Below are 21,324 nucleotides of genomic sequence, written 5' to 3'. Positions count from 1 at the left end.
CACGGCGAGCAGATCCGGGCGTGCTGGAACGGTACCGATCCAGCACGGATGGTGTCATCCGACAGCTGTTGAGGAGTTATCTGCTCCAACCCGACATTTCGCCGGATGGGCCACCCCCTTGGCCGGGTTAGGGCGCTGCGCCCTGAGCCTTGGGTCCACAACGGAGGGGAGTTGGTGCGGCAACGGAGCGGCGAAGGTGTTGCTCCGGCGACACCGCCGTCACTTCAATAGCGCATTAACTCCGCTCCAGGCTCCAAACCCACTCCGTGGGTCGGCGTCGTTGTGTAGCGGGCGCTTCCCGTCGTGCGTGAGCTCCACCGGGGCGACAACAAGCCTCCGCATGGTGCACCCTGGCCCGCCACAAGCCTCCTTATGGTCGCCTGGGCAACAACATGCTTCCTTGTGCCGACATGGAGGGTGCAGTAAGGCGCCTTGTGGTGGCCACGGTCGCTCCGGCTGGGCGCCGAGCGATGCATCCCCGTGCGGCCGCACGCTGCGGCTGATACCCCCAAATCGCCGGATGTCCGGATGTCGGTAGGGGTCAGGAGGTGTCCAATGTGTTCATCGCCGTGCGTACCTCGGCGAGGATGTCCCGCATGGCCTCCTCGGCAGCGGCGCCGTCGCCCTGCGCCACCGCCTGTGCGACGTCCTCGTGGAGCTGCATCGAGACGGGGACCGGGTGGTGGGGCATAAGGCCGAGTTGGATCCGGCCACGCAGGACAACCGACACGGCGTCGCCAAGCGCGTCGAACATCTCGTTGCCGCTGGCTTCGAGTAAGAGTGTGTGGAACTCGATGTCGAGTTCGAGGAAGTCGTCGAGCCGGCCAGCGGCGCCCTGTTCGCGCATGGCCGCCGCCAGCCCGATGAGACGGTTGCGTTCCGCGGCGGTGGCGTTGCGGGCGGCCGAGTTGGCTGCCACCGGTTCGATGGCCACCCGCAGTTCGGTGAGGGAACGCAGCTGTTGATCGCGGCCGGTGCCGGAGAGCCGCCACCAGATCACCCGCGGATCGAAGACGTTCCACGATGCGCGCGGCTGGACGGTGATGCCGACCCGGCGCCTGGAGGTCACCAGGCCCATCCATTCGAGGATCCGCATCGTCTCACGGGCAACGGTCCGCGATACGCCGAACTCGGCCTGGATCCATTCGAGCGTGAGAACGTGACCGGCCGGCAACGTCTCGTCGACTATCTGCTGGCCGATCACATCCATGACTCCGGCATGCAGTGCCCCGACGCTCCACTGGTGCCCGACGCCGCGTGGCCCGGCCGGTGCTAAGTAGTCCGTGGGAACTCCTCACCCCAGCGAATGATGTTATCTTTGCGGCCTCATCATACGGCCATTCGGTGGTGGGGGCTCACCTCTCCGGTCGACGTCTGTGCCGCGCCCGGGCACCCTCCGGCGCTGGAGGCCCGGCGTGGCATGATTCCCAGGGTGCGCTTCTACGCCGACCTGCACATCCACTCGAAGTACTCCCGGGCCTGTAGCAAGGATTGCGACCTCGAACATCTGACCTGGTGGGCCAAGCGCAAGGGCATCAGCCTCGTCGGTACCGGCGACGTCACCCACCCGGCCTGGTTCGCCCATCTGCAAGAGAACCTCGTGCCGGCCGAGCCCGGTGTGTTCCGGCTCCGGCCCGACCTGGAGCGCCAGATCGATCGCGACCTCCCGCCCAGCTGCGTCGCCGACGTGCGGTTCATGCTGTCGGTCGAGATCTCCACCATCTACAAACGGGCCGAGCGGACCCGGAAGGTCCACCATCTCGTCTACCTGCCCCATTTCGACGCTGCCGCCGAGTTCAATCGCCGGCTGGGTGCCATTGGCAACATCGGCTCCGACGGGCGGCCGATCCTGGGGCTCGACTCTCGCGACCTCCTGGAGATCGTCCTGGAGTGCAGCACCGACGCGTACCTGGTGCCGGCGCATATCTGGACACCGTGGTTCTCGGTTCTTGGTTCCAAAGCCGGCTTCGACGCGGTCGAGGATTGTTACCTCGATCTGGCCGGACACATCTTCGCGCTGGAGACGGGTCTATCAGCTGATCCGGAGATGATCTGGCGGGTCTCCGCGCTGGACCGGTACCGGCTGGTGAGCAACTCGGATGCGCATTCGCCACCGATCCTCGGCCGTGAGGCGAGCCGTTTCGACACCGACCTCGACTACTACGCGGTACGTCGGGCGCTGGAGACCGGAAAAGGTTTTCTCGGCTCGGTGGAGTTCTTCCCCGAAGAGGGCAAATACCACCATGACGGCCACCGTAAGTGTCAGGTGCGGCTGCGCCCGGACGAGACCCGCCAGCTCGGAGGGGCGTGTCCCGAATGTGGCAAACCCGTCACGGTGGGTGTGCTGAGCCGGGTCGACGACCTCGCTGACCGGCCCGTCGGGTTCCGGCCCGACGGCGTGGCCGGCTTCCGCAGCCTGATCCCGCTGCCGGAGATTATGGGCGAGTTGCTCGGAGTCGGCCCGAAGAGCAAGCGAGTGCAGCGGGAGATCGCGACGCTGACCGCCGCACACGGCCCGGAGCTGGGCATCCTCGACGACGTACCGGTGGAGGACCTGGAACGTGGCTCGCCACAGCTGGCGGAGGCGATCCGCCGGCTGCGCCGCGGTCAAGTTATCCGCGACGCCGGATACGACGGTGAGTACGGCACCATCCGCCTGTTCGATCCGGGTGAGCTGCACGAGGTCCGGCACTGGCAGGCACCGGCGTTGTTCGACGACGTACCGGCCGCCGCGCCGGCTGAACGTCGTCGTCCGCGAGACGCCACTTCGTCCGTGACGCCAGCGCGACCAGAGCAGGCGACCATTCCGATGGGATCGGCCGAGCCAGACACCTCTCCGGGGCTGTGGGACACGCCGGGCGACGGCGTATCCGCCACTGACCCGACACCAGCCGCGGATCCGCGGGTGCCCGCGTTGCTCGCCGCGCTCGACCCGGAGCAGCGGGCTGCGGCGGCCGTCCGGAGCGGGCCGCTGTTGATCATCGCCGGGCCCGGAACCGGAAAGACCCGCACGCTGACCCACCGGATCGCACATGTGATCGACGACCACTCGGTGGCGCCCGAACAGTGCCTGGCTATCACCTTCACCCGGAAGGCGGCGGCCGAGATGAAGGATCGGCTGCACCGGCTGCTCGGCGACCGGGCGGCCGCGGTGACGGTGACCACGTTCCACGCGTTCGGGCTGGACCTCCTCCGCGCCGAGCACCACCGGCTGGGCCTGACAGCTGACTTCGGCATCGCCGACGACGAGCGCCGACTCGCGGTGCTGGCCGAAGTGCTGGGCGACGACCGGGCGGCCCGTGACATGGTGCCGGAGCTGTCCCGGGTCCGGCGTAGTCCGCAACCGGTGGATCCCGAGGTGGCCAAGGCGCTCGACGGATATCTGGGCCGGCTACGTGAGCTGGACCTCGTCGATTTCGACGACCTCGTCGCCGCGCCGGTCGACCTTCTGGAGTCGGATTCGCAGCTCGCGGCGACGGTCCGGGACAGGTACCCGTGGATCTGCGTCGACGAGTATCAGGACGTGGATGCCGTGCAGTACCGGCTGTTGCGGATGCTGGCCCCGGCCGGCGGCAACATCACCGCGATTGGTGACCCGGATCAGGCCATCTACCGCTTCCGCGGCTCCGACGTAGGGTTCTTCCTCCGATTCGAGCAGGACTTCCCGTCCGCCGAGGTGGTCCACCTATCCCGCAACTACCGGTCGAGTGCACCCATCCTGACCGGTGCCATGCAGGTGGTGCGGCCATCCACCCTGGTGCCCGGCCGGGTGCTCGATCCGATGGCTGACGAGCCGGATCCGGCGCGGATCGGGGTGTACCGGGCGGACACCGACCAGGCCGAAGCGGCGTTCGTCAGCCGGACCATCGACCAGATCCTCGGTGGGTCGTCGTTCCATTCGCGCGACAGTGGCCGCGTCGACGGAGACGGTTCGGGGACTATCGGGTTCGGTGACATCGCGGTGCTCTATCGGACGTCTGCCCAGTCCGGGGTCCTGGTAGAGGCGTTGACGAGAGCGGGTTATCCGTTCCAGAAACATTCCCACGACCGAATCGTGGAACGTCCTGGGGTGCGGGCGTTGCTGAACGAGCTAACTCTCGTGTCGGCGGCAAGTTCGGCGCCGGACCTGCTCACCGGGTTGCGGCGGGCGGCGGAGATCACCGTGGAACGTGCTCCTCGAGCGGAGCGGCAGGAGCGTACTTCCGAGGTGTACTCAGCGTTGGACCTGCTCACTCCCCTGGCCAGTGAGTGTGGATCCGACCAGGAGCGGTTCCGGCGCGAGCTTCTGGTTGGTGCCGAGGTGGACGTGCTCGATCCGCGGGCCGATCGGATCTCGTTGCTCACCCTGCACGCCGCCAAGGGTCTCGAGTTTCCGGTGGTGTTCCTCGTGGGATGTGAGGACGGGTTGTTGCCGCTGCGATGGCCGGGGCAGGACATAGACGACGAACATGTCGCCGAGGAACGCCGGCTGTTGTTCGTCGGGATGACCCGTGCGCAGCGGCTGCTCTACCTGAGCCGCGCCGACCGACGCACCTGGCGTGGCCAGGAGTTGGAGCCGAGACCGTCGCCATTCCTCCAGGCGCTCGACCCGGCGGTGTGTGAGCGGGTCGACGACGGGGAGGACCGTCGTCGCTCTCGAGGTCAGCAGCTCTCACTCCTGTGACCATTCCGGAATGAGGACGTCAGCCTACCGGCGGCGGCCGATGTAAGTTATGTTTCAACTCACAATATTTTCATTGCGGTAATTCTTGGAGCGGCGAGAGGACCGGATGATGACGGATCGAACCGACTACGAGGTCTTCGAGATCCCGGACTTCACCCTGGAATGTGGCCTGACGCTGCGACCGGCGCGGGTCGCCTACAAGACGTACGGCACGCTCAACGCGGACAAATCCAACGCCATCGTCTACCCCACCTGGTACTCCGGTCGGCACTGGGAGAACGAATGGCTCATCGGGCCCGGTATGGGGTTAGACCCGGAACGGTGGTTCATCATCGTGCCCAACATGCTGGGCAACGGGTTGTCGTCGTCGCCGTCCAACACGCCGCCGCCCTACGATCGGGCCCGGTTCCCCCGGATCAACGTCCGCGACAACGTGGAATCGCAATACCGGCTCGTCACCGAACACTTCGGTATCGAGCGCCTGGTGATGGTCACCGGCTGGTCCATGGGCGCCGGGCAGACCTACCAATGGGCCGTCAGCCACCCGGACATGGTGGAGCGGATCGTGCCGTTCTGCGGGTCAAGCAAAACCAGCCTGCACAACATCGTGTTCCTGGAGGGCGTCAAGGCAGCGCTGACCGCTGATGGCGCCTACCAAGGTGGCTGGTACACCGAGCAACCCACTACCGGGCTGCGGGCCGCGGCGCGGGTCTACGCCGGCTGGGGTTTCTCCCAGGCGTTCTACTGGGACAAGCTCTACACGCAGCTTGGGTTCACGTCGCTTGAGGACTTCCTCGTAGGGTTCTGGGAGGGGTTCTTCCTCGACGAACGCGACGTCAACAACTTGCTCTGCATGCTCGACACCTGGCAGAACGGCGACGTCGGCGCCAGCCCCGGATTTGGTGGGGATGTTGCTGCCGCGCTGGTTTCGATCCGGGCCAAGGCGCTGATCATGCCCGCGGAGAAAGACCTGTACTTCCCGCCGGAAGACGAGCGGTGGGCCGCGGAGCATGTTCCCGATGCCGAGCTACGTGTCATTCCGGGGGTCTGGGGCCATTTCGCCGGCGGCGGCGCCAACCCCGATGACACCGCGTTCATCGACGCCGGCATCAAAGAGCTGCTGGCCGCACCGGCACCCGACCTATCCGCGAACTGACGACGACCCCTGGCTCGTTACGGCACCCGGAGCTCGTGCAACGGGTCGCGGCAGGCGGCGGCGACCGCCGGGGCGAGCGCCGCGACGATAGCCGTTAAGACGGCTGCGATGCCCACAGCAAGAGTGAAGTCGAGCCCGGGAGACTCTTGGCCGTTCGCGGCCAGCATGACAACGGTTAGCGCGGTTCCAAGCGTGGCGCCCACCACACTGAGTAGCCAGACTTGGGAAAGGAGTAGTACGACGATCAAACCCTGGGTGGCACCGAGTGCGCGGCGCCGACCGAAGTCTTTGCGACGGAGGACGACGAGCCCAAAGAGGTTGATGGCCACGAGGAACGCGGATATCGCGAGTATGCCGAGCACCGTGGTGCGGCCGTAGGTATCCAACTCACCTCCAACCGCGGCCCGGAGATCCGCGAGTTGTCCCGAGGTCTCCACCGTGACTCGGGATGGATCGGTGTCGGCGAGTAAACCCATAATGACATCGGCCACCGTCGATACGTTGTGTGGTTGGTCGACCAGCACCACGAGCACGGTCAGAGGCTCGCCAGAGTTGGGTCCGCCGCGCATGGAAAGACTAGCGGGGACGATGACAAGGGGTTCAAGAAAGGCGGCATGGTCGGGCACGGCCAGGCCGCCCGTCACAGTGAGACTGCGGCCTCCAGCGGTAATGATGCCGCCGGTTCCGTCGACCAGCCCCAGTGCTTCAGCGCCGGCTGTCGACGCGAGGGCTGTGTCGTCGCGCGCTCCGCTTTCGAGCGCGGCGCCCCCAAACCGGCCATAGGCGGTGCGCACCGGTACGGCGTCGCCTTCAGAAATGGCGGCATTACGAGCATCTGTTACTGGTCCGAAACCTATGGCCTCGTCGATGGCATCGACGGCGTCAAGGTGACCAAGGATGGCTGTGGTGATGTTGGCGGTTGTGTCGGCGCGTACGACGATGCTACGAGTACCTGCGGCGTCAAGTTGGCCGAGGACCGCCGTCTCGGCCGCCACGTTTCGTCCGGTAGTGAGCAGCACTGCTACACACATGCCCGCCACCATAACCACGGTTAACAAGCTCGTCACCGGCTGGCTGCGGGCTGAGAGTGCCGACTCGCGCAGTATCTGGGCAACTATGCGCACTGCTGACCATCCAGGGCCACATGCCGGTGACAAGCCTGGGCGACAAGCGGATCATGGGTGGCGATGATCACGCACGAGCCTTGCTCGGCCTGTTTCCTTAGCGCTGCAACGACGAGGTCCCGGCTAGCCGGATCTAAGTTGCCGGTCGGCTCGTCGGCGAGGATGATCCTAGGCTGAGCCAGCAACGCCCGACATAGGGCTATCCGCTGTGCCTGGCCTCCGGAGATCTCACCCGGTCGGTGTGAAGCCCGTAGCGCCACTCCAAAACGCTCCAGCAGGGTATGTGCGTTGGAGACGGCAGCCTTGCGTGATTGACGGCGATAGAGCGCGGTCTCGACGACGTTGTCGAGGACTGACCGCGTTGGATCCAGGGCGGCGTCTTGAAAGACGAACCCAAACTGGTGGGCGCGTAGCCGAGCGCGTTCGGCATCTGAGAGTCCGGCCACCGGCCGTCCATGTAGCAGCAGGTCACCAGTCTGGTGGCGTTGCATGAGCCCAAGCACGTAGAGAAGGGTCGACTTGCCGCTGCCGGATGGGCCCGTGAGCGCCGTCATAGATCCGGCCGGAAACGTCGAGGTCCACCCGGTGATGACCTGAACTCCATTGGGGTAAGAGAAGCCGAGTTCGACCGCGCTCAGAGGCGGTGCTGACGTCATGATGAATCCTCGGTCTTGGAGTCAGCGTCAGCCGGTGCATCCGGAGCTTGATCATCGGGCACCTGCTGGCCCACGTCGCCGGGAACCCGTACCCGACTTCCAGCGTCCAACCCCTCGACCACCGCGAGCCCGGACGCATACTCCACCATGTCGACTGGATGGAAGTCGCCAGATTCGCGTATGACCCCTGTCGAACCTGCCGCATCGGTCACTAGAGCCGCAATTGGCACGATGGTGCCTTCGGTATCGGGAACGACTTGAATCATGCTTGGAAACAGGCTGGCGTCGCCGAGCGGAACCACGTCGCACTCGTCGCCACAGATCGACTCACCAGACGCTGCGTCAAGTTCGGCGTAGCGTTGGGCTGTCTCGTCGTCGAAGCCGATGCTAGCGATCTCTGCCAACCATGGCTGCGATCCCGACTGATCAATTTCGACTATTTGACCAGTGTGAACCCATTGTGCCTGCCCTTCAGGCAGGTTGATGACGAACGCCGGCTCGCTGTCGAGGCGCTGGGCGGCGGGTTCGCCTCCGGCAAGCGTCATGCCGACTTCCAAACTCGGATCGAGTGCCAGCCGTGCCGGAAGGCTGTCAACAAATACCACGTCTTCATGGCGGACTACACCATCGACGGGAACCCCCAGCTCTTCCTGCCACGAACGCACTGCCCAGTATGTCGCTTCCCCGTACCGGCCGTCGGTGGCGTCCTCGTAGTGGCCGATGTCGGTGAGGAACTCCTGTAACTGCGCAACATCGTCCCCTCGATCCCCGCGGGACATATCACGAAACGCAGGTACCTGGCCGGCCGCGGCGACAACTGGGCGGAGGTCGACCCGATACAGGACCGTCCCGGCCTCTGCCCACGTGCCATTGTCGAGATCGATGCTTGTGAGTGTTCCTTTGGCTTGGTTCGCCGCCACCGGCCGAGCCATCCATTGTGCCGACGCGTTCAGCCGGAAAGACTGCCCAATTTCACCCGTCCGAGCTTCAACGACCGTGTATCCGGGAGACGCCAGAACGTTTGGAGCTGGGCGCAACAGAACATCGCCGGCCCATGCCCCAGCCACACCACCGATGACTAGGCCGATGGCCACACCCGTAACAACACTCAGCCTCATTGCCGGTGTCCGCCAAGATCCACAATCTGCTCCCTAGTCTCGGATCTCGCGCAGGACGTCTGATGGCTCGGGTCGTTCGCAGGCTCGCTGTGCATGCTCAGATGCTTCCCGGCCATGAATCTCGATGACATCGAGTATTGGCTCCCATGAAGCGAACCGGTCATTGATGGTCTGATCTATGAATGCCTGTCGGCTCGGGGCATCGGGTAATTCATACCCTAAAGCTTCGATACACGCGGCGTTTTCCACTCTTAGGTCATAGTCTCGATCAAGGTACTCGGTGGTGAAGAATGCATCGTCATCGTAACCGATCTCCTTGAGGCACTGATCCGAATCTTCGTAGAATCTTTCTTCCTGGTCGCTAGGAAGTTCGTAACTTACTCCGCCTTGCTCATTGGCTGCCACGTCCCAACCTTTGTCGGACAGACAGCGCGTCATGTCGGTAGCGTAGTCACCGCTCCAACCACTCGAAGCTTCGCCCTGTGCCTGTGTATCGTCAGCATCGTCATGCTGGCCTGAACAGGCCACTGTGGCCGCGACTAGGGTCGCGGCCACGATTGGGCCAATAGTAAGCCTCACGCTGGCGGACTGCACTTCGAGAGGGCGTATCCGATGAAGTTCATGCTCCCGTTTTGGACATACCATGCTGAGCCGGAGCTATTGTAGATGCTTGTCCAGCCAGACCAATAGGTGCGGACTGAGCCTCCACCCTGGTTGAACATGTCGCCCCTTGTAGCTGTATTACGTCGATGGATATAGTGGGTATTCCCTGATGCGTGGGCTTCGGTGCCGACAATGGCTCCGTTGGAGCAATATCGATCCCCCCGCTTCTACTCGCACCATGGGCCGGTGCGCTGCTGAGCGCCACCACCAGCGCGACGGCGCCTGTGACTGCCGCAACGCGCGAGGTTAGACGCGTGCTTTGGTTTGTCGTCATTCTGAGCTTCCCCTCACCGAGAGTTACGGTCTGCAACAGCGCTGGCAATCCCTTTGCCGCGGCCCCCTCGTGACCTGACCGTGTGTAAGTTTGATCTTAAGCTGGTCGTCACATGCTGGCAAGACGGAGTCGATAGGTCAATGAAGATTGGCCGCGTTGCGTCGAACATGACACTCGGCCCGCACTGCCACGCTCAAATGTAACGGAGCGTGATGACGTTGTCGGTCGCCGATGGACTCGTCGTCGGCACCGATCAGCGCGCTGATACCCGCCACGGGCCGTCAGCCTGGGGAGCGGGCTGGACGTCGAGGATCCAGGTGACCCCGAAGCGGTCGGTGAGCATGCCGAAGCCGGGGGCCCATGCTGAGGCGGCGAGGGGTTCGACGACGGTGCCGCTTTCGTTGAGTGCGTTCCAGTAAGTCGTAATCTCGGCGAGGGTGTCGCCTCGGACGGAGAGAAAGAACGGACGGTCCGTGATCGTGACGCCATGCTCGCGGCGGGTAGCGCCAGCAAAGGACTCGGTGTATCCGGGGATGTCGTACGCCATGACCTGGAAGCCATTGTCGGCGTGGAGCTGCCCGAAGACGATCTTGTCGGCGTCGGGGGCTTCCGGTGGCATACCGAGATCGCCGTAGGTGGTGGCGATGACCTGACCGCCGAAGACACTCTGGTAGAAGTCGAGCGCGGCGCGGGCGGTTCCGGGGAAGTTCAGGTGTGTGGTGGTGGTGAGGGGCACGATGTCTCCTTGTGGTTCGTCGTTACGGGTAACGGGCGCCATGCCCACAAGCAGCCTGACAGCCGTATGGGACAGATTTTGTCCGCTACTCCAGCGAGGATGGCGACATGAGTGCTCCTTCTTCGCGGATGCTCACCCTGCTGTCGCTACTTCAGGCGCGACGGGATTGGCCGAGCAAGGTGCTCGCCGATCGGCTCGGGGTGACGACGCGCACGGTCAGGCGCGATGTCGAGCGGCTACGCGAGTTGGGTTACCGGATCGGGGCGGTGAAGGGGCCCGATGGTGGGTACCGGCTGGAGGCCGGCTCGGAGCTGCCGCCGCTTCTGTTCGACGACGATCAGGCTGTGGCGATCGCCGTCGCCCTGCAGAGCGCCTCGGCCAGCGGGGTCGACATCGAGGAAGCGGCTCAGCGGGCGTTGGTGACGGTGAGACAGGTTATGCCGTCACGGCTGCGGCAACGGATCGACAGAGTACGGTTCACCGGTTCGGACAGCGCCGAACTGGTTGACCCAGCGGTGCTGGAAGCGGTCAGCGACGCGGTCAGAGGCCGGATGACCCTGCGCTTCGGCTACGGCGACCCACAAGCCCCGCCCCGCCACGCCGAGCCGCACGGACTCGTCGCTCGGAACGCCCGCTGGTATCTCGTGGCGTGGGACATCGACTGCGACGACTGGCGCATCTACCGGCTCGACCGGATGTCGCCCCGCTACCCGGCAGGTTCCCGTTTCGTTCCCCGGCCGGTGCCTACTGGCGATGCCGGAGGATTCGTCGGTGCGCGCGCGAAAGGCTCGGACGACGCGAATCAGTGGCCCTGCGTGGGGCAGTTCGAGATATCTCTGCCCGCGCGTGAGGTCGTACCGTGGATCCGGGATGGGCAGGTCGAGCCAACCTCCGGCCACACCGCCTTGGTCACCGCCGGCTCCTGGTCGTGGACGGGACTTGTCACGTATGTGCTGCGCTTCAATGCACCGTTCCGCATCATCGGACCCGTCGAGCTCGACGATGCGGCACAGGAAATCGCCGAACGGCTAACCGCCGCCCGAAACACGACGAACTGACCGCTGGCGCCGCGCCGGTTGCGTCGAATAACCCAGAGGATCATGGCGGGTGAACCTGCCGACGTCGAGTTCTGTGTGCAGGAGCCGTCGCTGATATTCGGCCATGAGGCCCTACGCTACCGCTAGCACGGAGGTAACGCTGCCGTTAGCACGGACGTAAGGCTACCGTTAGCACGAAATCTAAGACGATGACCCGGGAGGAACTGCTGGCTCTTCCGCGTTCCTGCTCGAGGCGTTCGGTGATCGGTTCGGGAGCGGGCGCCGTGACGCTACCCGTCCGCTCGCATGTGCCACGCTAGTGCCATCAAGTGCTTGAACGCCGGGTGGCGAACAAAGCATGCATGGTTCTGACATGCATGAATGGTGGAGCCGCCTGTCGGAATCGAACCGACGACCTATTCATTACGAGTGAATCGCTCTGCCGACTGAGCTAAGGCGGCTTGTGCCGGGTGACCAGCACGAGGCACGAGTATAGGACGTCAACCCCGCTCCCGCCGAATCGAGTCCGGTTCCCCGGGCTCGGCTCACAGCTCCCGGGTGGTGATCTCCTCGCCGAGAGCGGAGCCGGCGACGTACTCGGCCCAGGGCTGGTTCCAGTCCACCATGCCGGGGTCGCCCCGGGCTACGAGATCGTCCGCGTCGCGGGTGGAGTTGGTGACGGTCACGATGTCGCCGTACCGGACCAGGTCGAAGAAGGTTTCGCCGTTGGCGTCGTTGAGGTTGATGCAGCCGTGAGAGACGTTGTCCGCACCCTGGGAACCTTCGGACCACGGCGCGGAGTGGACGAAGGTGCCGCTGTAGGACAGCCGGACCGCCCAGTCGGCGTCGACGTCGTAGTAGTGCGGGTCGCTGGGGTCGCAGGTGATGTTGGCGTTGCACGAGGTCATGTTGCGTTCCTCGAACTTCTCCAGCACGACGTAGGTGCCGTTGCGGGTGGCGAAGTCCGGAGCCCCGAGGCTGGTGTCCCACGTATGGGTGGTTTCTCCGTCGATGGCGACGGTCATGGTGTGCGTGTCCGCGTCGACCTCGGCCACGTGCTCGGATCCCACCTCGAACTCGAGATGGTAGGAACGTCCACCCCAGAGGTCGTCACCAGCCTGTACGCCGTTGAACTCGAGGTCGAGAGCCACGTGTGTGCCGGCCGGCCAGTACTCCTCGGGCCGGAACCGTACCTCGGAGTCGTTCACCCAGTGCCAGCTGCCAACCACCTGCGGGTCGGACGAGACGTACATTTCGCGTTCGATCGTCGCGCGGTCGGTGATCGGCTGCTCGAAACGGACGACGATGGGCGCTCCCACGCCGACGACGGACTCGTTGCTGGGTTGCATGGTGAGGGTGAGCCGTTCGCCGTCGGGTACATCCTCGACCTCGAAGGTCTCCCGGAACGTGTGGGTGCCGCCGAACGGATCCGTCGCGGTGAGGTCGACGTCGTAGCTCGCGCCCGGCTCGGGGCGGGTGTCGCTGGTCCAGCTGCGTCCGTCGTCGTCGACCGAGCCGTCCAGCGGTACCCCGTCAGCTGAGACGACGTCGACCGTCTCGACCTGGCCGGCCCGGACCCGCAGCGTCACCGGTTCGGCGAAGCTCGCCGAACCATCGGCTCCGGTCAGCTGGGTCAACGCCGAAACCTGCCGGGTGCCGTCGTCGCCCCCGCCGCAGCTGCTCAGGGCGACGGCGGCCCCGACACCAGCGAGGGCGATCAGAAGGTTCCGCACAGCAGGCCGCATATGGCCCATTGTGCAGATTTCCGCCGACGTTACGAACAGACGAGTCCGTCTTCGGGAACCTCACCGTCGACGAGGTAGCCATCAACGGCGGCATCGATGCAGTCGCTGCCGGACAGGTACGCGGTGTGTACGTAGGCGTCGTAGGTCAGCAGCACGGCCGACTCCAGCTGCTCGGCGAGGGACTCGGCCCACCGGTAAGGCGTGGCGGGGTCGCCGGTGGTGCCGACGACGAGGATCGGCTCCGCCCCGGCCGCGGTCAGCGTGGCTGGGTCGTAGTCGGACTCGGCGGGCCAGTCGGCACACGTGAGGCCAGCCCACGCCATGAAGCGGCCGAACGTGGGGGAGAGCTCGTCGAAGTCCGAGGCGCTATCGCGGGCTTCCTCGACCGTGGTGTCACTGGGCCGATCCAGACAGTTCACCGCGATGATCGCCTCGTTCTGGTTCCCCCGGTAGGTGCCGTCCGGGTTGCGCGCCAGGTAGAAGTCGGCCAGCTGGAGGAGATTGGCTCCGTCGCCGTCCTCGACGGCACTCTGCAGAGCCATCCGCAGCACCGGGTATCCCTCGTCGGCGGGAAGATACAGCGGCAGGATGATGCCGTAGAAGGCTAGCGCCGGGGTGAGGGGGCGGGCTGTGTCGTTGGTAGGCAGCGGCTCTTCTTCGGTGTCGGCGATCAGCTGGTCGAGTGTGTCGCGGGCCTCCTGCTCGTCGTCACCCAGTGGGCAGTCTTCGTCGAGGCACCAGGTGATGAACGCGCTCAACGACTGCTCGAAACCCTCGGCCTGGCCGAGTGCGATCTCCTCGGCCGGGAGGTCGGGGTCGACAGCGCCGTCGAGCACCAGACGTCCGGTGCGCTCCGGGAACAGATCGGCATAAACCGCGCCGATGAACGTGCCGTACGACTTGCCGAGGTAGTACAGCGTCTCGTCACCAAGGGCGGCCCGGAGGACGTCGAGATCACGGGCGACGTTGGCGGTGTCGATGTGTGGCAGCAGCTCACCTGACCGGGCCCGGCAGGCCGAGGCGAACCGGTCGATGCTTGCTTCCAGCTCGGTGAGTCCGTCGTCGGTTTCGGCAGTGGAGTGCTCCGCGACGAACTCATCGAGTGCGTCGTCGTCGAGGCAGTCGATCGACGTCGACGTCCCCACCCCACGGGGATCGAACCCGACGACGTCGAACCGTTCACGGACGTGCGGGGAGACGACGACATCCTCGTTGCGGGCGTTGCGTGCATATTCGATACCTGATGCCCCGGGGCCACCCGGGTTGATGACAAGCGAACCCATCGGCTCGGCACCGGTGGCTGGCACCCGCAGCAGTGCGATCTCGATGTCGGCGCCGTTCGGATCGTCGTAGTCGAGCGGGACGGTCAGCGTGGAGCACTGGTAGCTGTCGTCACAGTCGTCCCACTCCAACGTCTGCGTGTAGTACTCCAGAAGCTCGTCAGCCACCCCCTCGGTGGCGTCCGGGGCCGGCGTCGACTCCGGCGGCATCTCCGGCGGCGGTGGACCGTCCGGAGGGGTCGCCGTCGAGCATGCCGCGGCCGCGACCACGGCGAGCGCGACCGGTAGGAGGATCCGGCGGTTCACGAGTTCTCCTCGGTGGTGGGGGCATCCGTATCCCCGTCGACGGGTGACTGAGGGTCCGGAAGGTCCGACGTCGGCCGCATACCCTCCGCGACGGCGCCCTCGTAGGCCTGACGTGAACCGCACACACTGGCCTTGGGACACGCCACTCGACGGCCGGTCTCGCGGTCGCGGACGTACACCGTCTCCGCGGGGACGTTGTAGCCCACAACAGTTCCCTGGACGCCGTCGTCGGTCTCCACGCCACAGCCCAGCGCCGGCGCACTGACCTTGAAGTCCTGGTAGAGCGGGTGTTCGTACTTGAGACAGCACATCAGCCGCCCGCACGCACCGGAGATCTTGAGTGGATTGAGCGGCAGGTCTTGATCCTTGGCCATCCGAATGCTGACCGGTTCGAAGTCCTTCAAAAAGGTGGAGCAGCACGTCTCGCGGCCACAGGGGCCCACTCCACCCTGGACCCTGGCCTCGTCTCGTGGGCCGAGCTGGCGCAGGTCGATCCGGGCCCGGAGGGTGCGGGCGAGATCTCGGACGAGATCGCGGAAGTCGACCCGTTGAGGTGCGCTGAAGTAGATGGTGATGAGCTGATCGACATCTTCCCGGGTGTCGACGAAGTCGACGCCGACCACCTTCATCGGCAGCCTGTGGTCGCGGATCAGCCGGCGCGCGACCACTCGCGCCTCGGCGCGCCGTCGGCGGTTGCGCTCGTCTCGGGCGAGATCTTCGTCGGTGGCGACACCCGCACAGACGGGCAGCCCATCGATGTCGTCGCTGACCCACTGCGGTGCCCAGATACACTCGGCCACCTCGGGGCCGTCCTCCGTCGGGACCAGGACTTTGTCACCGACCCGAGGGGTATGCCCACCCGGGTCGAGGTAGTAGAGCTTCCCGTACCGGGTGAAGGTCACCGCCATCACCATGCCCACAACTGCCACCATACGGCCTGTTGTGTTGTGGGCCACGTTCGCCCTGCCAGCAGCGGGTCGTCGCGACGGTCCGACGTCGACGGGAACCTATGACGTGGCCAATGCGTCGCAGTAGGTATCCATAACCGAAGGCGCAGGCGGAGAGGATGCGAGAGCCGAAATGGCGGACGACATGACCGACTACCACCAGAGCGGTGCTGGGCGCCGACATAGCTGGCACGGCACCAAGGCGTTGGTTAAAAGGGTGCTCTCATGGCGATTGCCGCATGGCGCCATGAGAGTGGTGGCGGCCGTAGCCGGCGACCGCATCAGCCAGGAGCGGCTCCCGGCCCCCGCCCACGTGAAGTCGGTCCAGGCCCGGATGGCCGGTGTGACGTTCGTGATGCAACGGCCGGACCGGTGCATCATCGCCAAAGAGCTGTACTGGGGTCGTGGTCGCCGACCGAAACCGGCCGACCAGCTCGCCCTCGACGTATTCGCCCAGTTGGCCCGCGACGCTCGGCTGGTGCTCGACGTGGGCGCCTACACAGGTATCTTCTCCCTTCTGGCGGCGCGAGTATCGAACGACTCCGACGTCCACGCGTTCGAGGTACTGCCCGAGGTAGCCAAGGCGGCGTTGGACAACGTGGTGGCCAACGACCTGCTGACCAGGATCACCATCCACACCGAGGGAATCGGCAAGGATGGCGACTCTGCCCAACTGGACACCGGCGCCGGCGGATCCGCGCTGCCGGACTTCTACTCGACCGACCTGCATTTCGAGCGCGGTGTGCACGTTCCGCTACGGTCACTCGATTCGGTGGCCGAGTCGATTCCCGGGGCCACGCGGGGGGTGGCGACGCTCGTGAAGATCGACGTCGAGGGCACCGAAGACATCGTCCTGCAGAACGGCCGGCAGTTTCTCGAGGCCAACCGGCCCGACATCGTCTGTGAGGTCCTGCCGGACCGGGCCAACACGGCCGGCATCCAAGCCGCCCTCGATCCGCACGGCTATCGGTACTACCGGTTCGAGGAGGACGTACTGACCGCTCATGACCATCTCGTAGCGGAGGAGCCGTTCCGCGACTGGCTGTTCACCACTCGGACACCGGACCATTTAGCCGCTGCCGGCATCTCCGTGCGAGGCTGAGCCTCGCCGTCTCATCCCTCGCGCAGGGTCAGCGCCATGGACTCGAGCGTCAGCAGAGGCGCCGCGTTGGCCAGGAGCGCCTCGCGGGCGGCCACGATAGCCTCCATCCGACGCAGGGTCGTCTCTGGGCTGCTAGAGCGTGCCAGCCGGTCGAGGGATGGCCGCATCTCGTCGTTCACGAGTTCCGCGCCGACCCCCATCTGTACGACGAGCACGTCGCGGTAGAGCGCCAGAACGTCCACGAGAGCGCGGTCGATGGAATCTCGCTGGACCCGGGTGCGGCGCAACTTCTGCTCCCGTTCGAGATCCTTGACGGCGGCGTCGAGATGCCGCGGCTTGCGCCCGGTTGTCCCGGCCCCCAACGCCTTCTTCAGCTCCTCGACCTCACGTGCGTCGAGGGTGTCGCAGTGCCGCTCCGCGTCGGCTTTGGCGGTGTCGACGAGGCTGGCGGCCGCGTCGAGGCACTGACGCAGGTCGTCCAGCGCGAACGGCAGCCGCAACACCTCCTCGCGCCGGGCCCTGGCGTCGGCGTCGGTAGCCAGCGCGCGGGCCCGGCCGATGTGGCCCTGAGCGGCCCGGGCGGCGAAGGCCGCGACCTCGGCGTCGACACCTTCCGAGGTGGTGAGGTAGGTGGCGATATCCGCATATGGCGGGGTGCGCAGCTGCACCACTCGGCAACGCGAGCGAATAGTGGGCACGATGTCTTCGGCGGTGGGAGCACAGAGCATCCACACCGTACGCTCGGGGGGTTCTTCCACCGACAACAGGAGCGCGTCGGCAGCGTCCTCGCCCAGCCGGTCGGCATCTTCGACGATGACGATCTGCCACCGACCCTTGGCCGGTTTGAGCGCGGCCCGGGGGACCAGCTCCCGCACCTGGCTGATCCGGATGTTCAGCCCCTGCGTGGTCAACGCGGCGACGTCGGGATGGGTGCCGGCACGCACCTCCGTGCACTCGGCGCACTGCCCACAGCCGGCATTCGGGCACTGCAACGCGGCGGCGAATGCCCACGCCGCCACCGACCGACCCGAGCCGGGTGGCCCGGTGAACAGCCACGCATGTGTCATCGCTCCGGCCGAGCCACCGTCCAGCATCGACGCCGCGTCCGCGGCGGTGCGTTGCAGAAGCGGGACGATGGACTGCCCGATGACGGTGTCCCAGACGCTCACGTGTTCACCTTCTCTACGGCGGCGGCAATCTCAGCGGCGACGACGTCCGGTGGGCGGGCGGCGTCGACCACGAGGTAGCGCTCGGGATGGGCCGCCGCGAGGTCGAGAAACGTGCGGCGTACGTCATCGTGCATCTGCTCTGGAGCACGTTCGATGCGGTCGAAGCGCTCGAGGTTGCCCATCCGGCGGCGCCGCTCGGCCGCGCTGAGGTCGAGGACGATGGTGAGATCGGGATTCAGTCCACGAGTGGCGAACTCGGACAGCGCCGCTACCTCGGTAGTACCAAGCCCACGGCCCACGCCCTGATAGGCGATGGACGAGTCGACGTACCGGTCGGTGATGACGACGGCCCCCCGACGCAAGGCGGGGCCGATCACCGACACGACGTGATCGGCGCGGTCCGCCGCGAAGAGCAGCGCCTCGGCCCGGGCGTCGAGTTCGTCGCCGTCCAAGAGCATCTGGCGGACCTGTGGCCCGATGCGCGAATCGCCGGGCTCGCGGGTGACGATGACGTCACGGCCGTGCTCGCGTAATTGGTCGGCCAGCAGGGCTACCTGGGTTGACTTGCCGACACCATCGCCGCCCTCGAACGCGATGAACAGCCCGCTAGGGGTCGGGGTGGGGGCGTCGTCATTCACCGTCACCCCGCCAGCGTAGCGAGGCCGAGCGACAGCGTGGGCTACTGTCCTGGACAGCGTGGAATGGGAGTGCTCCATCCGTCGGATGAACGGGTGGACACGTAGTGGTCGCTGACCCAACGCCCGTCGGCCAGTTGATTCCATACCGAGGAGCCGAACACGTCGGAGCCACGCGCCTGACAGGTCACCCAGGCCAGCGAGCCGTGCGGGAGCGGGTCTCCGGCGAGATCATGTGAGGTACCGGGGCCAGAACGGGTATTGAGGGGGATCCCGCTGTGGACCTGCCCAGGGTACGTGCACCGAGGGACATCCTCGCTGAACCCACCGCTGGACGGCGTGGAGACGTAGTGGTCGCTGACCCACGCTCCGGAGGAGAGCCGATTCCACACCTGGGTGCCGCCGATGGTTTGGCCGCGTCCCTGGCAGACCACCGACAGCGTGGTCCCGGGAGGATGACGATGGGCGACCGGATACGACGTGGCCGGGCCGGTGCGGGCGTTGAGGGGAACGGTGCTGGTGACCCGGTATTCGCGGGCGACGGTGGCCACCGGCGCGTCGAGAACGTTGCTGTCGATATGCAACGTGGCTCCACCCCACGTCTGCGCATGCTCGCCGCGATATTGCTTCACTCGCTGCTGCCGGGCCCAATGGTCGGCAGGGGTACCTGGCCAGGAGCCGAGTGACGCCTTCCCGTCCCACTGGGCCATCCATACCGCGTCCGGCCGGGTGTGGTGCGGCGAGTTGTAGTTGGCGACGACGTCGCGGAGCCCGGACGCGTGATGCACGTAGACCCCGGCGAGATAGCCGTTGCGGTGAAGAGTGCTGCTCCATCCGGAGACATAGTCGGCGACGGATCCGCGGCAAGCCAGGTCCGAGTGATCGTAGTGCTCGATGTCGGCGTAGATGGCGCTGCCGGGGAGTAGACCGAGCGAGCCGGCCCGCTGCACCGCGTCGGCGGCATCGTTCCGGCCGGCGTCGTTACCGCCCGACACCGGGAACGTGCCCATCGTGGTGCCGATGACACACCGTGGCTGCCGGCCCACATAGGTCGGCAGGAGGTACCAGCCGATGGCGGTCGCCTGCTGCACCCACGACCGGGTCAGGTGCGGCTGTCGACACGAGCGATTCACCCCGCCGATGTAGACGTTGACGGTGGTGTATTCGGACGCCGTCCACGCCCGCAGGGTGTCGAGACCGGGTGCCACACATGTGTCGAAACCGGGCCCCGTGGCTCGGGTAGCCGACGAACCTTCCGGATAGTGCACCGCGTCGCTGCTGGGTACAGCACTTGCAGTGGTGGTAGGGCCGAGCACGGCCGACGCCGCGACGACAACCCCTACGCCGATGTAGGCCAACCGGGTCTTACAACCATGGCCTGTCACGATGTCCTCCCCCGTCGAGACCTGCCGAAACATCATCTTGTCACATGACATGACTAATAGTCGCCATATTCGTCACCAGCAAACGGGATGGCGAGGTAGGCGGCGACGTTCCAGACGGGTGCGGTGCGGCACACTAGTGTCGTGCGTATGCAACACGCCAAGATCGTGAACGCGCTGACAGCTTCGTGGGCCCGCCACGTCGACGGAGGAACGGTGCTGTCCGGCGCAGGTGCGTGGCCCCTGCTCGCCATCTTGGCGGCCGCTGCCGACGAGCCGGGCCGGGATGAGCTGGCCGCAGCGGTTGGACTGCCCGCCGGAGACTGTACGACGGCTGCCCGCGAGACGTTGACCCTGATGGCCGAGACCGACGGCGTCGACGCCGCCTTGGGTGTGTGGGCGCACGCCCGCGCTCACCTGAACCCGGAGTGGGCTGCCGAGTTGCCGCCCGCCGCCGTCGGTGAACTCAGCGGTGATCCGGCGGCGGACCGTGCCCGCCTCGACAGCTGGGCCCAAGAGCACACCGCTGGGCTGATCCAGCGGTTCCCGATCGATCTCGACCCCGACTTGATGCTCACTCTCGCGACGGCTGTCGCGCTTCGAACCACCTGGACTCGCCCTTTCACCGACGAGCCGATGCGGCCACTAGACGGCCCATGGCGTGGCCAGCAGGTGGCGGGGTTGAAGCGCACCACCCGGGCCCTCGACGATCTACGCGCCGCACTCACTCCGGCGGGAGTCCTCACGATGACGCGGATCGAAGGTGGCAACGGGCTAGACGTCCACCTCGTGCTGGGTGAGGAAGGTCGCCCGCCGGGTGAGGTGCTGCCGGCGGCCTTCGGCCTGCTCGCCGGTGAACACCGCGTGCAGCACGGCTCGGAGCTGATCGACGCCGACGTCGGACCGGCGCCCGGGGTGTCGGTGATCGCCGCTCAGCGGCCCAGCCTGGCCCTCACCACCACGAGGTTCACCGTCCGGTCCGAACATGATCTGCTGCGGCTGCCCGCCGTCTTCGGACTGCGGACGGTCAGCCGTGGCGACCGCGGACACTTCTCCCGGATCTCATCCGTGCCACTCCGGGTGGGCCAAGCCCGCCAATCCGCGGTGGCGTACTTCAGCGCCCAAGGGTTCGAGGCGGCAGCCACCACGGCGGTCGGCCTTCACCTGGTCTCGATGCCCGTGTTCAAAGCCCGCGGCCTGCAAGTCACCTACGACCGTCCGTTCGGCTTTCTAGCCGTGCATAGAGCTAGCGGCCTGGTGTTGTTCGCCGGTTGGGTCGACGAAGCCGAACTGGCCTGAACACCCGCGCGCTGCCGTTGCGTTCGGAACTG

General features: G+C 66.0%; 17 protein-coding genes and 1 tRNA gene. 5 read left to right on the top strand and 13 right to left on the bottom strand.

All coding sequences use genetic code 11. The features are described 5' to 3' along the window. Positions 1 to 541 precede the first annotated feature (541 nt). Positions 542 to 1,210, bottom strand: coding sequence for a FadR/GntR family transcriptional regulator (locus G8760_RS00895; protein WP_166345317.1), 669 nt, complete (start codon positions 1,208 to 1,210; stop codon positions 542 to 544). Between the two features lie 222 nt (positions 1,211 to 1,432). Between G8760_RS00895 and G8760_RS00890 the strand changes: the two genes are divergently transcribed. Together G8760_RS00890 and G8760_RS00885 are read left to right on the top strand one after the other, a co-directional pair. After that, positions 1,433 to 4,663: a UvrD-helicase domain-containing protein gene (locus tag G8760_RS00890; RefSeq protein WP_166345315.1), complete on the top strand. Its 3,231-nt coding sequence runs from the start codon at positions 1,433 to 1,435 to the stop codon at positions 4,661 to 4,663. Positions 4,664 to 4,772: 109 nt separating this feature from the next. Beyond that, entirely contained in the window at positions 4,773 to 5,819 is a 1,047-nt protein-coding gene (locus G8760_RS00885) for an alpha/beta fold hydrolase (protein ID WP_166345313.1), read from the top strand. 17 nt (positions 5,820 to 5,836) lie between these two features. Here G8760_RS00885 and G8760_RS00880 read toward each other — a convergent pair whose 3' ends face one another. The 5 genes from G8760_RS00880 to G8760_RS00860 all read right to left on the bottom strand — a co-directional run bounded on the left by G8760_RS00880 (position 5,837) and on the right by G8760_RS00860 (position 10,390). Beyond that, entirely contained in the window at positions 5,837 to 6,850 is a 1,014-nt protein-coding gene (locus G8760_RS00880; protein WP_166345311.1) for an FtsX-like permease family protein, read from the bottom strand. Between the two features lie 83 nt (positions 6,851 to 6,933). After that, positions 6,934 to 7,599: an ABC transporter ATP-binding protein gene (locus G8760_RS00875; RefSeq protein ID WP_166345310.1), complete on the bottom strand. Its 666-nt coding sequence runs from the start codon at positions 7,597 to 7,599 to the stop codon at positions 6,934 to 6,936. Then, complete coding sequence (locus G8760_RS00870) at positions 7,596 to 8,378, bottom strand: peptidoglycan-binding domain-containing protein (RefSeq protein ID WP_166345309.1); 783 nt, start codon at positions 8,376 to 8,378, stop codon at positions 7,596 to 7,598. Before G8760_RS00870 ends, G8760_RS00875 begins: the two co-directional genes overlap by 4 nt. 372 nt (positions 8,379 to 8,750) lie before the next feature. After that, a complete protein-coding gene (locus tag G8760_RS00865; RefSeq protein WP_166345308.1) occupies positions 8,751 to 9,272 on the bottom strand; it encodes a hypothetical protein in 522 nt (173 codons plus the stop codon). Between the two features lie 635 nt (positions 9,273 to 9,907). Beyond that, a complete protein-coding gene (locus G8760_RS00860; RefSeq protein ID WP_166345307.1) occupies positions 9,908 to 10,390 on the bottom strand; it encodes a VOC family protein in 483 nt (160 codons plus the stop codon). Between the two features lie 107 nt (positions 10,391 to 10,497). Here G8760_RS00860 and G8760_RS00855 point away from each other — a divergent pair, with 107 nt between their 5' ends. Beyond that, entirely contained in the window at positions 10,498 to 11,448 is a 951-nt protein-coding gene (locus tag G8760_RS00855) for a helix-turn-helix transcriptional regulator (protein WP_166345306.1), read from the top strand. 364 nt (positions 11,449 to 11,812) lie between these two features. Here the strand turns inward: G8760_RS00855 and G8760_RS00850 are convergent. The 4 genes from G8760_RS00850 to G8760_RS00835 all read right to left on the bottom strand — a co-directional run bounded on the left by G8760_RS00850 (position 11,813) and on the right by G8760_RS00835 (position 15,672). Beyond that, positions 11,813 to 11,888 (bottom strand) — tRNA-Thr (locus tag G8760_RS00850). 84 nt (positions 11,889 to 11,972) lie between these two features. Continuing rightward, positions 11,973 to 13,172 (bottom strand): L,D-transpeptidase, encoded by a 1,200-nt coding sequence (locus G8760_RS00845; protein WP_166345305.1) that lies wholly within the window; start codon positions 13,170 to 13,172, stop codon positions 11,973 to 11,975. A gap of 29 nt (positions 13,173 to 13,201) precedes the next feature. Further along, entirely contained in the window at positions 13,202 to 14,758 is a 1,557-nt protein-coding gene (locus tag G8760_RS00840; RefSeq protein ID WP_166345304.1) for an alpha/beta hydrolase, read from the bottom strand. Next, complete coding sequence (locus G8760_RS00835; RefSeq protein ID WP_166347743.1) at positions 14,755 to 15,672, bottom strand: regulatory iron-sulfur-containing complex subunit RicT; 918 nt, start codon at positions 15,670 to 15,672, stop codon at positions 14,755 to 14,757. Before G8760_RS00835 ends, G8760_RS00840 begins: the two co-directional genes overlap by 4 nt. A 178-nt stretch (positions 15,673 to 15,850) precedes the next feature. Between G8760_RS00835 and G8760_RS00830 the strand changes: the two genes are divergently transcribed. Beyond that, the gene (locus tag G8760_RS00830; RefSeq protein ID WP_166345303.1) at positions 15,851 to 16,807 is read left to right on the top strand and encodes an FkbM family methyltransferase; all 957 of its coding nucleotides are present in this window, start codon (positions 15,851 to 15,853) and stop codon (positions 16,805 to 16,807) included. Between the two features lie 11 nt (positions 16,808 to 16,818). On the opposite strand, the gene G8760_RS00825 is transcribed toward G8760_RS00830, so the two are convergent. From G8760_RS00825 to G8760_RS00815, 3 genes are read right to left on the bottom strand one after another with little or no spacing between them, the layout of a single operon-like run. Further along, a complete protein-coding gene (locus tag G8760_RS00825) occupies positions 16,819 to 17,976 on the bottom strand; it encodes a DNA polymerase III subunit delta' (RefSeq protein ID WP_166345302.1) in 1,158 nt (385 codons plus the stop codon). Next, positions 17,973 to 18,620, bottom strand: coding sequence for a dTMP kinase (gene tmk, locus G8760_RS00820; RefSeq protein WP_207781883.1), 648 nt, complete (start codon positions 18,618 to 18,620; stop codon positions 17,973 to 17,975). Before tmk ends, G8760_RS00825 begins: the two co-directional genes overlap by 4 nt. 35 nt (positions 18,621 to 18,655) lie before the next feature. After that, positions 18,656 to 19,996 (bottom strand): glycoside hydrolase domain-containing protein, encoded by a 1,341-nt coding sequence (locus tag G8760_RS00815; protein WP_166345296.1) that lies wholly within the window; start codon positions 19,994 to 19,996, stop codon positions 18,656 to 18,658. 147 nt (positions 19,997 to 20,143) lie between these two features. Between G8760_RS00815 and G8760_RS00810 the strand changes: the two genes are divergently transcribed. Further along, entirely contained in the window at positions 20,144 to 21,292 is a 1,149-nt protein-coding gene (locus tag G8760_RS00810; protein ID WP_166347740.1) for a serpin family protein, read from the top strand. Positions 21,293 to 21,324: the final 32 nt, after the last annotated feature.

The organism is Phytoactinopolyspora limicola, from assembly GCF_011320225.1.
GTDB classification, from domain to species: domain Bacteria; phylum Actinomycetota; class Actinomycetes; order Jiangellales; family Jiangellaceae; genus Phytoactinopolyspora; species Phytoactinopolyspora limicola.
The sequence above is the reverse complement of the archived record's forward strand: the minus strand, read 5'-3'. Positions and strand labels throughout refer to the sequence as shown.

Coding starts and splice junctions, on each gene's coding strand:
- G8760_RS00895 (WP_166345317.1), bottom strand. CDS start 1,210: ATGGATGTGATCGGCCAGCAGATAGTCGACGAGACGTTGCCGGCCGGT.
- G8760_RS00885 (WP_166345313.1), top strand. CDS start 4,773: ATGACGGATCGAACCGACTACGAGGTCTTCGAGATCCCGGACTTCACC.
- G8760_RS00880 (WP_166345311.1), bottom strand. CDS start 6,850: ATGTGTGTAGCAGTGCTGCTCACTACCGGACGAAACGTGGCGGCCGAG.
- G8760_RS00875 (WP_166345310.1), bottom strand. CDS start 7,599: ATGACGTCAGCACCGCCTCTGAGCGCGGTCGAACTCGGCTTCTCTTAC.
- G8760_RS00870 (WP_166345309.1), bottom strand. CDS start 8,378: ATGTCCCGCGGGGATCGAGGGGACGATGTTGCGCAGTTACAGGAGTTC.
- G8760_RS00855 (WP_166345306.1), top strand. CDS start 10,498: ATGAGTGCTCCTTCTTCGCGGATGCTCACCCTGCTGTCGCTACTTCAG.
- G8760_RS00845 (WP_166345305.1), bottom strand. CDS start 13,172: ATGCGGCCTGCTGTGCGGAACCTTCTGATCGCCCTCGCTGGTGTCGGG.
- G8760_RS00835 (WP_166347743.1), bottom strand. CDS start 15,672: ATGGTGATGGCGGTGACCTTCACCCGGTACGGGAAGCTCTACTACCTC.
- G8760_RS00830 (WP_166345303.1), top strand. CDS start 15,851: ATGACCGACTACCACCAGAGCGGTGCTGGGCGCCGACATAGCTGGCAC.
- G8760_RS00810 (WP_166347740.1), top strand. CDS start 20,144: ATGCAACACGCCAAGATCGTGAACGCGCTGACAGCTTCGTGGGCCCGC.